The organism is Pseudomonas sp. Pdm06, assembly GCF_014851795.1.
Classification (GTDB): domain Bacteria; phylum Pseudomonadota; class Gammaproteobacteria; order Pseudomonadales; family Pseudomonadaceae; genus Aquipseudomonas; species Aquipseudomonas fluorescens_AA.
The window spans coordinates 38,554-50,805 of record NZ_JACVAH010000018.1 but is presented as its reverse complement, the minus strand read 5'-3'; the positions used below and the strand labels follow the sequence as shown (position 1 = coordinate 50,805).

Annotated in this window: 14 protein-coding genes; 1 reads left to right on the top strand and 13 read right to left on the bottom strand. The window is 57.1% G+C overall.

Annotated features, from left to right (window positions below; translation table 11 throughout):
- Positions 1-91 precede the first annotated feature (91 nt).
- The 12 genes from IB266_RS25225 to IB266_RS25175 all read right to left on the bottom strand — a co-directional run bounded on the left by IB266_RS25225 (position 92) and on the right by IB266_RS25175 (position 9,659).
- Positions 92-823 (bottom strand): TIGR03747 family integrating conjugative element membrane protein, encoded by a 732-nt coding sequence (locus tag IB266_RS25225; RefSeq protein ID WP_192263126.1) that lies wholly within the window; start codon positions 821-823, stop codon positions 92-94.
- 94 nt (positions 824-917) lie between these two features.
- Positions 918-3,017, bottom strand: coding sequence for a type IV conjugative transfer system coupling protein TraD (traD, locus tag IB266_RS25220; RefSeq protein ID WP_192263124.1), 2,100 nt, complete (start codon positions 3,015-3,017; stop codon positions 918-920).
- A gap of 8 nt (positions 3,018-3,025) precedes the next feature.
- Positions 3,026-3,541 (bottom strand): integrating conjugative element protein, encoded by a 516-nt coding sequence (locus IB266_RS25215; RefSeq protein WP_192263122.1) that lies wholly within the window; start codon positions 3,539-3,541, stop codon positions 3,026-3,028.
- Entirely contained in the window at positions 3,538-4,086 is a 549-nt protein-coding gene (locus tag IB266_RS25210; RefSeq protein WP_192263120.1) for a lytic transglycosylase, read from the bottom strand. The genes IB266_RS25215 and IB266_RS25210 overlap by 4 nt, the downstream gene beginning before the upstream one ends.
- On the bottom strand, positions 4,068-4,787 hold the full coding sequence (locus tag IB266_RS25205) for a TIGR03759 family integrating conjugative element protein (RefSeq protein ID WP_192263118.1): 720 nt from the start codon (positions 4,785-4,787) through the stop codon (positions 4,068-4,070). Before IB266_RS25205 ends, IB266_RS25210 begins: the two co-directional genes overlap by 19 nt.
- A 9-nt stretch (positions 4,788-4,796) precedes the next feature.
- Positions 4,797-5,468: a chemotaxis protein gene (locus IB266_RS25200; RefSeq protein ID WP_192263116.1), complete on the bottom strand. Its 672-nt coding sequence runs from the start codon at positions 5,466-5,468 to the stop codon at positions 4,797-4,799.
- Positions 5,465-6,007 carry a PilL N-terminal domain-containing protein gene (locus tag IB266_RS25195; protein ID WP_192263114.1) on the bottom strand — a complete coding sequence of 181 codons (543 nt, stop codon included), beginning with the start codon at positions 6,005-6,007 and terminating at the stop codon, positions 5,465-5,467. The genes IB266_RS25200 and IB266_RS25195 overlap by 4 nt, the downstream gene beginning before the upstream one ends.
- A 106-nt stretch (positions 6,008-6,113) precedes the next feature.
- Positions 6,114-6,860, bottom strand: a complete 747-nt coding sequence (locus IB266_RS25190; protein ID WP_192263112.1) for an ABC transporter substrate-binding protein — start codon at positions 6,858-6,860, stop codon at positions 6,114-6,116.
- A gap of 54 nt (positions 6,861-6,914) precedes the next feature.
- Entirely contained in the window at positions 6,915-7,409 is a 495-nt protein-coding gene (gene radC / locus IB266_RS25185; protein WP_192263110.1) for a RadC family protein, read from the bottom strand.
- Positions 7,410-7,508: 99 nt separating this feature from the next.
- Positions 7,509-7,766 (bottom strand): hypothetical protein, encoded by a 258-nt coding sequence (locus IB266_RS30800; protein ID WP_060743037.1) that lies wholly within the window; start codon positions 7,764-7,766, stop codon positions 7,509-7,511.
- 70 nt (positions 7,767-7,836) lie between these two features.
- Entirely contained in the window at positions 7,837-8,418 is a 582-nt protein-coding gene (locus IB266_RS25180) for an STY4534 family ICE replication protein (RefSeq protein WP_060738057.1), read from the bottom strand.
- A gap of 899 nt (positions 8,419-9,317) precedes the next feature.
- Positions 9,318-9,659, bottom strand: a complete 342-nt coding sequence (locus IB266_RS25175; protein ID WP_060738056.1) for a helix-turn-helix domain-containing protein — start codon at positions 9,657-9,659, stop codon at positions 9,318-9,320.
- Positions 9,660-9,867: 208 nt separating this feature from the next.
- On the opposite strand from IB266_RS25175, the gene IB266_RS25170 reads away from it, so the two are divergent.
- Positions 9,868-10,125 (top strand): hypothetical protein, encoded by a 258-nt coding sequence (locus IB266_RS25170; protein ID WP_060738055.1) that lies wholly within the window; start codon positions 9,868-9,870, stop codon positions 10,123-10,125.
- Positions 10,126-10,168: 43 nt separating this feature from the next.
- Here IB266_RS25170 and IB266_RS25165 read toward each other — a convergent pair whose 3' ends face one another.
- On the bottom strand, positions 10,169-12,136 hold the full coding sequence (locus IB266_RS25165) for a DNA topoisomerase III (RefSeq protein ID WP_192263108.1): 1,968 nt from the start codon (positions 12,134-12,136) through the stop codon (positions 10,169-10,171).
- Positions 12,137-12,252: the final 116 nt, after the last annotated feature.

Genomic DNA, 12,252 nt, shown 5'->3' with positions numbered 1-12,252 from the left:
CCTTAGGCCAAGGTTTTGGGGGCTGACTTTTGAGTAATGCGGCACGTGCTGCCTTGTATCGCATTTTGAGGGAAACAGCCTAACTAAGCATTTAGAGATATTTTTTGAACGTCGCCGCTGTGATTGCTACCGTCACTCCAAGTAGCACTGCGCAAGGCAAAAGAATAGTAATCGGGTTGAGCGAAAAGGGCAGAGATAGGTAGAGGACCCAGGGTACAATCACCAGGGGTATCACTGCTCGTTTAGCGCGGTGATAGACAAAACTGCTCTCTCGTCCTGCTCCAAATTTCCGTAGGTCGCGGCGCATCAAACCATCGACAAAACCGGTTAGCGCGGCCAGTAGAAACAAGGGTGTCGACAAAACTAGAATGGTCAGGCGCACTACGAAGGTGAAGCTGACATACACCGCTGCCAGCACAAAATCCTCGATGCTCACGTAGAGAGAATTGATCCAGCCCCAGAAACTGTTGTCATTGCTCGACACACGCGCTTGCTGGGCAAAACCAGCAAAGCCAGTCTTCACCAACAACCACTGATTGAGCAAATCCAGCGCCCGGATAATCATTTGCCCGGGGTGTTGGAGGATGAGTGAAGCTTTGAAGTGCTCGCTGAGCCATCCCAGTTCGCTATTCAACATGTCTTGGCTGTGTCGCCAACCTTGGTCGCTCCAGAACAACAGTAGACCGGCAAACTCGATGAGGATCGAGAACAGCAACGAGGTGATCAGCAAACCGATGATGCGTAGAACCAAGCCAATCCCCGAGACGATTAATCCTGGGTGCTGGATCGGTTGTGGCGGCGTGTTAGGTGCGGAAGTCGTCATCGTTCACTCCATGCGTTGCAAGCCAATGTCGTAACGATGTCTTCTGGATTGTTTTCCGATGAATCAAAACTTGGAGCGGGGCTGGCTACCCCACCTAATCCAGATCGAAGTTGGTTGTTGGGCCACCACCGCTCGCACTCCACCATTGGCCCACCTGTTCGTTGTAAGTGGCTCGCATCCGCTGGGTAAGCTCCTGCAGATCCTTGGGCATGGCATCGTCGTTTGAGGGCTTAGGCAAAGGCACACGGACTTTCCAGAGCTGCCCACCGGCCTGGAAGGAGAACATCTGCCCCTTGGGCAAGCTGACGATATGCGCGGGTTCGATCAACGGCACGCTGGCGCTGCTGACACGGTCCTGTGAGGACGAGGTGAAGTCCGTATTGGTCTCAGGATCGGAGGTGTCGGTGGCGCCCGACACGAGGGTTTTGGTCAGCACGTTAACCTTGGGCAACTGCTGGGTGAGCAGTTCAGCGGTGGCGGTTTCGCGCACGCGGAGCATTTGCAGGGTGTTGAAATTACCAATGACTTGGCCGGCCTTGGCGCGGTTACCTATGCGCGCTTCGATATCGCTGAGGGTCTGGGTGTAGGCCGTCACCTGGATGCCGGCACCGCCACCCTTATTGATCAGTGGGATGAACTCATCGCCCATCAACTCGTTGAACTCGTCAGCGTGCAGGTTGATGGGTAGCTTGGCGCTGCTGTTGTTGCCCGATTGGGGCAGGCCATGGTCAATGCCGTGTTTGTAGATGTGTCCGGCGACCGAGACTAAATCAGCGAACATGGAGTTGCCCACGGCAGCAGCGACCTCAGCATCGGTCAGCGCATCCAGACCGACGTAGACGATGCCGCGTTTTCGGATGATCTGCATCCAGTCGAAGATCGGCCGCGGGTCATCCAGGTCGGTGTAGTTGGGCGCGAGTAGTTGGGCGGTCTTGCCGGAGGTGAGTTTCTCCAGCAGCGGCAGTAGCGAGGCAACGATCTTGTCGAAGTAAGTACGGTCGTAGCGCACTGCCGAACGCAGTCCGTCCATTACCGGATCAAATACCCGTTTGGCCGCCAGGTACTGCTCGATGGCCACCACGCGCTTTTCGCGTCCCACCATATGCCGGGGAATGTTCTTCTCGGTGAGCTTGCTTTCGAGCTGGACGATCACTTCCCACGCCTTCGGGTCGGTCTTGGCGAAAAACTGCTGGGCGTATTCGATGAACAGCGCGTCGATGTTGACGACATGTCGCTGGATCTGCAGGTAGTCCGGACGCCGACCCAACTCGATCAAGGCGCGGGCGATGATATTGACGAAACGCCAGGCGAACTCACGAAAGGCTGCGGAGTTGCCTTCACCACTGAGTTGCCCAGCAATACGTGATGCCACTTCCGAAATGCGTCCGAAACGCCCAACGGCGTTGTAACGCGCGGAGATCTCTGGCCAGCCTAGATGGAAAACATAGAATTCCTTTTCCCGACCGGCGCGTTTGGCTTCGACGTACATGCGTTTGAGTAGGTCGGCATCACCCTTCGGATCGAAAACGATGACCACCTCATGTTCGACGCGGTGAATGTCCTGGGTGATGTACACCTCGGCGAGTCGCGTCTTGCCAACACGGGTCGTGCCGAGCACCAAGGTGTGTCCGACCCGTTCGCCCAACGGCAGACTAACTTCCGTTTCATTGGGCTCGACCCCATGCAACAGCGACGAGCCACCTACCGGGGGCAAAGGGCGCAACGGATTGAAGGCACTGTTCCAAGCCGTGACTTGGGCCAATGTCGAGAGCGGAAACGGTGCATGTTCCAGGCGTCGTTCGAGTTCACGGGCCAGGCGATAGCTGGTCGGTTGATCGACATAGTGGGCGACCGCCGGATCCTGGGCCTCGACCAAGCGCTGGGTGTGCAGGCGGGTCCAGCGAAAGCCGCGACCCATAAACAAACGCGTACGGCTGACCGGAATCTGCTTGCTGGTCAGTTCGTAGCGGGGCAGCCGGCGGATATTGCGCCGATAGCGCAGCACCTCCCAGGCTTGTCGCAGGCGGATAAGGCCGAACAGGGTATAGGCCAGCGCCGCAGCCAGTCCGATCTCGGGTGAGAGGGCCACAGCCCAGGGCGAGTACACGCACAACACCCCGGCGGCGATGCAGATCGCTACGGTGTACAGTTCCACTGCTGGCCGGAGCTTGGACTCCATCGCATGCTCGGCCATGACCTGACTCACTGTTCCAATGAGGTGGCGGTGATCAGGACGGGGTAGTGCTCAATCTGCAGGCGGGTGGCGATGTCGTTGCCGTTGACCGGCAGGATGGTGATGTCCGGAGCGGCTGCTCGAATTCGGGCCAAAGCTCCGGTATCGGTTACTTCAACCGCTAGACCGGCCGCGCCCATTTCCTGCAGTTCAGTCGCGCGTTGATGCAACCAAGCCAGTGACTGGGGATCCTCACCTACCAGGAAAAATGGCCGTAAGCCCGGCATGTTCAGGGTGCGAGACGTGATTTGGCCGGGGCTCAAGTGAGAGCTGCGGACGGGTAGTATCCAGGCATCATCGGCAAAAGTGGACAGGTCCGCATGCATGGCCCGATTAGGCTGGATCTCGTTGTTTATTGGCGGCCTGGCGACCTGGAAATGGAGGCGGGTGAAGTCGCTAGGCTGATCCTCGGCTACGGTCAGTTCCGGCTGGGCGAAAGTAGCCAAGAGCAGGATGAAATAGCAGATAAGGGGTATTCGCTTCATGGTGGTGTGCCCTGTTTGAAGGAAACCTGCAGTCGTTCGAGTTGGCGGGAAAAGCCGGCGCGGTAACGCGCGGCCGGCGTTCCTCCTGCCGGGCGGTGATATCGGCCGGCAGCTGACACCCAATCACCGGTAGCGGCGTGATGCTCCTGCAACAGCGCGGCAGTCACGGCGAGATTTCGGTAGGGATCGAGGGCCTCGCAAGGGCTGGGGAAACGTTGTCCGTGGTAACCCAGGTTGGTTTGTCCAAGGCCGACATCAACTCGCTTGGCGTCATGCCGGGCGAGTGCTTGAAGCAAGACGTGACAGGCGGCCGCTCGGGTGGTGAATCGGTAAGGTATTCCTGCGATGTTCAGGGTCCAGGGCCAGGGCAGCAGTTGATCACGGATGCGGATACCACTCTCCTGCAGCGCAATCGCGAATAGCACCGTTGAAGGGATGCTGGCGTCATGCGCCGCTAGTTGATAGGCAGGCGGCGGAAGTTCGTCAGCCTGGGCTGCGAGCATCGTCAGTATGAGCGCAAGTCCGCTCAGTCTAGGCGTTGCCATTGTCCATTCACCTGTTGAAATGTGGCGGGCAATGGCCCCGCAGCACCCAGGCTGAACCAGCGACCTCGGTCATGGTTCAGGGTAATCTGCTGGCGCTGAACCTTGGCCGGATCGATGTCCGCTTGCCGAGCCCAGCGACGGACGCGTTCATCCTCGCCCTGGCTGCCCACCATGTAAATATCAAACGCCGTATCACTGCTTTGCAGACGCTGCGCTTCAGCGGTGCACGCTGGGCAATGGTCCTCGACAAACAGAGCTTGGCGCGGCTCTACCGATGAGCTGGCAGGGGGCGGGGATGCCATACCTTGAATCGGCAACAGCCCAGGAAACAGCTTGGCCCAAGCCGCGGTGTAAGCGTTTTGGTAAGCCAACTCGCGCTCGGCGCGTTTGGCTTCCAGCGCTACCTGCAATTCGGCATAGCGCTGGCGCTCTTGGTCGGTCTCTGCCTCGACGCCGAGCGCAGTCAGCGGATCGATATTCGGGCTCCAGAAACCGCGCGGGCCGGCTTGGATCTGTTCGAAGCGTGTCCACTCTTGCTCCGTGAGATCCCAGCTTGCCGCCTGTTCAGAGTGCGAGCGCCCCAGCGGAGTGGACTGTGTGTCCTGGACCCGTGACGGTGTCGTGACAGGGTTACCCATCGCAGCGCCCGTGATAAGCAGTGAAACGAGACAGACGACAGGGGACAGTAGCGCTCGGTTCATGATCGTTTCTCAAGGGAGTTGTACGGTCTGGTCTGGCTGAGTGTTCACCGCGAAGACGGCCGCGTTCGGCTCCAGCGCCTTCAACTGCCATGTGCCGAGCTGCTCGCCGTTGTGCAGCAGCCGGATATCTGTGAGCGAGCGACTATCAGGAGGAGCTACGGCCAGAAAGCGCTCGCCACCGCGAGATTCAACACCCAGCACTGAGAATGGCGGCGAGAGCGGGACAGGCTTGGGGCGAGCGACTTTTTTCGGCTTGGCCGAGGAGGGCGTCGGTGGTGGGGGTGGTGGCTGGGTCTTGATGTCCGGGAGTTGCTGCTCGACGTGCTCAAGTCGTGCGCTTAGCGCGATCATGTCGGCTTCGGTGGCACGGTCTGCCAGACCGTCGCGTAGCTCCTGAATCTCTTGCGCCCATTGATCCAACATCGGATCGAGGGTATTGGCCTGTTGCTCACCGGTATCGACCATCTGCTTCAGGTCTTTCAGTGCGTACTGCAGCTTCTCCTGTGCATCCATGAGGGTGCTTGAATCACGTTGCAGGGTATCCAGGGTCTGTAAGCGTTGGGCGTTCGCATTTTCCAGCTCGGTCACGCGTTGATACTGGTTATACAAGCCACCACTAAGCCCGGAGACCGCCAGACAAAGGGAGCCGACAATGAGAGTTTGAAATGTCGAGGCTTTCATGGGCGTACCTCCGACTGATGGGGCGAGGTTGGTGTGACCCGCACCTTGCCAGCATCATTTTTCTCCCGTTCGAAGCAGACCGAACGGCTGACCTCATCGGTCGTGAGTTGCCATACGGGGCCTGCCAGCACTTGTAGCGCGTTGCGTAATGAGATCGGGCCGAGTCGGTAATGGGCGGCGGGCAGAGCCCGGGTAAACAGTATTTTCACTGGTTCTTCGGCAGGGCAGAGCGAATAACCCGAGCGCTGCAGCACGTAGTGCATTGCTTCCTGTACCGAAGGATTCAGGTTGGACGGAATGCTCACGTCAACGATTTGAGCGAGAAGATCACGTTGTTCTGTGGTGGGCTCGGTGCTGACCAGCGTATAGCGGCCATAGCGGAGCTCTGACGGATGGCTTTCGTCGGCCGGGATTCTCGATAACTGGGGCCGATTGGAGCCACTGTCAGTCTCTGGATTAGTCGGTAATGGGGTTGGGATGTGCGCGGTGCAGGCACTCAACAAGCCCAGCAGGCAGACAGGCGTGAAAAAACGCTCCATGGAACAAACCTCATGTCAGATTCAGTGCAGAACCTGACATGAGGTGAAGGAGTCATTCAGTGAGAAAGTTGATTCAAAGCGAGTCGTGTTAACGCCGAAGGCATTGCTACTCATCAAAAATGGTTAGCCCATCCAAGACGGCCGCGTCGGGGTCGAAAATCAACAACCTCACATCCGCCAATGCCGCTAGATACAGTACGTTGACCAAGGCCTCCGGCGTACCGGCGTGAAGCTGCTCTTGCCTCAGCGACGCGTAAGGATTGCCCTCGATCTTCACCAAGTTCTCGTCGGTCCAGGGAGTGCCGATCAGCTTGCACCCGACGCCATTGCAGTCTGGCAGGGCAAAGGGTTCAAACAGCAGTCCGGTTGGCTTGGAGTCGACATTGCCAACCCAGCTTGCCAAGTGGTGCAGGGCTTCGTCAGTCAGGTGTGCGGTACTGATCTCCCAGGCTCGACTGTAGTGCCCTGTGTCGAAGCTCAAACGATGGACCATGGCGTGTGCTTCTTCCAGGGAGTACAGGTCACCGACGTGATGTCGCTCGTTGAGCATTTCGCCAGTCAAGGCATAGATCACTTGCCGCACCAGCCCTGTAGACTGGAAGCGTTCATTCAATTCATCTGGAATGGACTGGCCCTCGCTGATCAGAGCGAAGTCGTCGTTGAACAGGCAGGGGAACAGCTCTAACGCATCATCGGGCAGATGCGCTTGTGCGTCGTGCACGGGGCGAAAGCAGGGAGGGCAGTCATTTGCGTAGGTGATCTGTAGCAGTCGTTCGATATGCAAGTTGTCGTAACCGCGAGCAAATGGATTTGAGGCCTCCAGCAGAGTAGGGGCTTGGGGTGTGGGGTTCATGAGGGTTCTCCACAAGGAAATGAACAAGGCGTCCGAAGACGCCTATTGAGGGGGTTACAGCCAGTTATGCTCGGCAAGGGAGAGAGGACGACCTTCGCCTACGATGAAGTGATCCAATAAGCGCACTTCGATCAAGTCCAAGGCCTCTTTCAACCGTGCGGTCAAGGCGCGATCTGCCAGGCTGGGTTCCGTGCAACCAGAGGGGTGGTTGTGAACGACAATGGCAGCTGCTGCGTTATGTGCTAGGGAGCGCTTGACGACTTGGCGGGGGTAAACACTGGCGCCATCGATGCTGCCGTGAAAGAGGATTTCGAATGCCAGGGCGCGATGGCGGGCATCGAGAAAAATCACACCGAAGACTTCATGCTCTTGTTGCGCAAGATGAAGTTTCAGATATGAGGCCACGGCGTCAGGTGATGTCAGGTTGGGGCCGCGGGTGAACAGCCGACGATCCAGAATGTGCAACGCTTCGTCGATCAGCTTGTTTTCCTGGGCGATACGGTCAGCCTCGACAGCTGAGGTTTCAATCAGGGTAAGTTGGGTGCTCATGGGGTACCTCCGAGGGAACAATCCGGGGTACACCCTCGAGGGGAGTGGTGTCCCCCGAGGTGGATATCGAGTCACGGGCATTGCCCGATGACGCGCTGTTTACAGCCGAGTGAATCGGTGGCGTTGTCCGTGCAGGTGTAAGTCACAACCGTCGCAGGGCAATGGGGAGAAGGTTCTTATTCCACAGCCTGTTTCGGGATCGAAGTCGGCACTGATGGGCATTAGCCGAACCAGCCCATGAGGGAGACTGGCGATGCGTTTCTCGATCTCATCCTTCGTGTAGTAGAGCGATAACGTGCTGTAGTCCTCGTAAGCCGCAGCGAACAGGCAGTCGTCGCAAAGCCAGAAGGACTCCATGTTGGTTCCCCTGTGCTGATTGAAGAAAAGGCGCTCGATTGAGCGCCTTGATGTAAACATCGTGGATTGTTCAGGCGGACTGAACAGTACGTGTGGCGACACGGCGGGCCGTGCGGGGAGTGAGTGGAGATTCAGGTTCAATCCTGGATTCTGTTGGGTTGTCGGTATCCTCAGCTTCGGCATCAGCCGACGTTGGGGATGGCTCACTGCTTGGCGCTTGCTCAGCAGGTGCTGTTGCCTCCTGCCTGGCAGGCGCTTTGTATTCGAATGTGCCGTTGACCTTGATCCAGTCGATGTACAGCAGACGACCTTTCAGGCTAGCGCCCGGTTGGCCTTGTTTATCGCCTTTCTCATAGAGAAATGGGTCGATCCACAGGTCGCCGATACGGAACGACAGCAAGACCTTTTTCTCGGCTTTGACGGCGTCCATATAGAGACGAATCAAGCGTTCAGCTTCGCCTCCAGCGACTTTGCAGTCGAAGCGAGTGTACTCGACCGCATCTGTGGCACCGTGCAGGGCGGCGATATCGCAGGCCATGAACGGCTGGCCACGGCGGACTTGTACTTCACGAACACGGTTCAGGTAGCCGATACCGATGGTGTGCAGATTGAAGTAAGAGGTCGCTTCTTGGGATTGGTTGGCGTGGGCCATGGTGGTTCTCCTTTCAGGGGAAAACGGCGACGCACGACCCCTGACGGGGAAGTGAGCCCCGTCAGGGTGGGTAAGGTGAAGGCAAGCGATGACCACACGCCACCGGCAAGCCAATGACAAACAGAACAATGCACCGTGGGAATGGCGGTGCAGCAAAAGAGAATCCGCAGCAGCGGTCTGCGGACTTGGTGTAGTAGGCATTCATCACCGCTGAAGCGGCAATCGTGCGAGCCTCCGAACGCTGATCGCACTTGGGTAAACCACCACAAGCGTGGCGTAGCCTTGAAGGTTCAAGCTACCTGGGCTGGGCTGTCAACGACAGCGAACCACACCCTTTGTATAAGCCTGTCATAGGGGAGCGTCAAGATGCCGCAAGCCGGTTTTTTATGGCCAGAATACAGTGGAAATTACTGGACTGAAGAAAGTGAAGAGTGGGCCTGGCTGGGGGCCAGGCGAGAAATAGAAAAGCCACCTTAGGTGGTCTGACGCAGTCGACAAGCTCCTCGCAAAACTTGATTTAACTGCGCCATGACCCGCCAACCGACCCTTGTCGTGGCCTGGGTCGGAACACGCTGGCACGCATCCGCGCACAAAGGGTGCCCAGTGATTCCCCGGCGGGCTCCGGGACTGAATATGATTGCCGAAGCGGATGACCACTGTTGTCTTGGAGGCAACAGTGGTCATCCGCTACCACGATCAGGACGAGCACAAAACGGGAATGAAAAATTCCGCAGAAGAGAAGGCTCCGAACTCAAGGAGTTCGACCGAGCTACCCGGAGCGAATCGGTCTTGGGTCGCCGTTGGCGATGATCCTGAGGCACTACAGCAGAGAGGGGAGATGACGTCAAGGCAGAGAGCCTCCCCTCAAAGGCCCGAATATCGAATACCAGCGCATAAGCTCATTTGTTGGCGAGATGAGCAGCCAGTTGTTCGACAGTAGCCAGGATAAAGGCACGGTCGTTTTCTTTCAGTCCACGCAGCAAACCCGCGATCATCTGGCCTTGGTCATTGGGGCGATTGCTCGACTCCGTCAGCAGTTCATCCATCCGGCAGTCGAAAATATCTGCTAACTGCATCAGCTTGACCACGGAGAGCTCCACCACGCCTCGCTCCAGGCGCGAGATGGCTTCACTGCCAATACCCAGGCGTTCAGCCACCTCTTCCTGGGTCAGATTACGCTGGGTTCGGTGCTTAGCGATCATGCGCCCGATTTGGGCTTGGGTCGGATGTTTATGTGCCAAGTGATGAGTTCTCCAGTTCAACCCGAATGGTTGAGCAAAGACCCGTTGACATGAACATCCTTAAAGGTTGTGTATCGACTTGTAAGGTTGCTATATTGGCTGAAATAGCTGTGTAATGCGACGAGGGTTCTGTTCCTCCAGGGTCAGACTCCAAGATGGCCAGTGAGAATGAACGGTCTGATAAGGACAAGCTGAGGATTGGTTGAGCATGGAAGAGGAGAGCAAGGATGTTATGGATCGGATCTGGGAGCGAACACTGGAGCTGTTCATCAAGATTCATGATTGCCCTGAGAATCCCGAGCATTTCGACAGCCTTGTCCATTGGCTCAATGAAGATCCTGCTCACCTGGAAGCGTTCAACGAACTGGGGCAGATATGGATTGCGACAGGTCTCGCCTTGGCCCGTGAAATTGGACAACCACTAAGTGAGTTGGAGAGGGATCAGCCGCCGTTAATGATGCACTGACCCTTACATCGCCCCAACACTCATATTGATCTCCAATGGCGCGTCACGGGCGACGCGTATCTTTTCTGATGGGCACAGTGCCCTTACAGTCCGGATAGTGCGAGCATGACCAGAACGGCCCTGATTTTCCCTTACGCCTGAGCATTGAGGCATCGCAAATGGGGCAGACCGGACCGGCTTCGATAGGCATGGCTAAAGTAAGTGAGCCGCAGCTTGCGACCAGCTGCGCTATCCAATTCACTTGCTTGGCGACGAACGCATCCAGGCTCAGACGTCCCGCTTCGATTTCGTCCAGAGCCTGCTCCCAGATCGCGGTCATACCCGGATCAGTGACTGCAACGGGTACCGACTCGATCAGGGTATGGGCCGCCGCCGAGGCTATTAAAGCGCGTTTTTTCTTTAGCAAATAACCACGATCAATCAATCCCTTGATGATGCCGGCTCGTGTGGCTTCGGTACCGATACCGGTGGTGTCCCGAAGTTTCTGTTTCAGGCGTGGGTCGTTGACCAGCTTGGCCACGTTTTTCATGGCCTTGATCAGATCTCCCTCGGTGAGCGATTTGGGAGCTGCGGTGCGCATGGGCTTGAGTTCGACGTGGTCTACGGCGCACTGAGTACCCTGTTGCAAGACCGGTAAAACTTGGGCTTTTTGATGGGATTCATCCTCCTCGGTGTTTTCGTAGAGCAAACCTTTCCAACCCTGAACCAGGATCTGTTTGCCAACGGCGGTCAGTCGTTCTTCACCACACTCCAGTTCTACGTGGGGCCGATCAAACTCATGATGTGGAAGAAACTGCACAAGGTAGTGGCTGCGAATCAGTTCGTAGACTTGGCGTTCTTGTTCGGACATCCGCGCAAGGTTCGCCGGCTCGCTGGTGGGGATAATGGCGTGGTGCGCGGTGACCTTGGCATCGTTCCAAACGCGGGAGTGCAATGATTGATCGAGGCTTCGGAGCCCAGGCCGTAGTGCGGGATCCGTTTTGAGCAGGGCATCGAAAACTGTGGGTACCTCGTTAAACATACTCACTGGCAAATAGCGGCAATCGCTGCGCGGATAGCTGGTGGCTTTGTGCGTTTCATATAGGGCTTGGGCTATGTTCAGGGTTTCTTGAACGCCAAGCCCCAGCTTGCGTGAACAGACTTCTTGCAGTGTGCTCAGGTCGAAGGGTAGGGGTGGCGCTTCGCGGAAATGCTCAGTCTGCAGCGAGAGTACTGTGGCGGTTTTACTGCTGAAGATCGCTTCGACGGTCTGACTGGCAAGCGCCTGCTCTAGGCAACGGCCGGCCTCGTCACTCCCTGAGCTGGGTGGTAACCACGACGCGATGAATGGTTGTCCCATTGAGGACAGGTGCACATCCACTTCCCAGTAGGGCTCGGAGACGAAGCTGGCAATTGCACGATCTCGATCGACTACCAGACGCAATGTGGGTGTCTGTACGCGTCCAACGGACAATACGCCCTCGTAGCCCGCCCGCCGTCCGAGAAGGGTGAACAAACGACTGAGGTTCATGCCGATCAGCCAGTCAGCCCGGCTGCGGGCGAGGGCTGAGTGGTAGAGTGGAAAAGTCTCCTGACCAGACTTGAGCGAGGACAATGCCTTGCGAATCGACGCCTCATTGAGTGCCGACAACCAGAGGCGTTGAACGGGGCCTCGGTAATTGCAGAGTTCCAGTAGCTCGCGGGCAATCATTTCGCCTTCTCGATCGGCATCGGTGGCGATGACAACGGTGCGAGCTTCGCTGAGCAGACGTTTGATGACGTTGAACTGTGCCGCTGTCTTGGGCTTGACCTCGACCTGCCATTGCTTGGGAATGATCGGTAGGTGGTCCAGTGACCAGGATTTGAGATGCTCGCCATAGGCTTCGGGTGGGGCGGCCTCAAGCAGGTGGCCGACACACCAGGTAACGGTTATTTCGGGGCCGATCAGGCAGCCATCACTGCGCCGGTTGGCTCCGAGAACCTTGGCTATGTCACGACCTTGGGAAGGTTTCTCGCAAAGAAAGAGGCGCATAGAACTGCTCCGGATTGAGTTCGGAGCAGCGTTGTTGGAAACAGCAATGGCGAGATATGGGAAACCGGATTGCTAAGTTACCCATATTAATTTTGACGGGAAGCCAAGAACCGGAA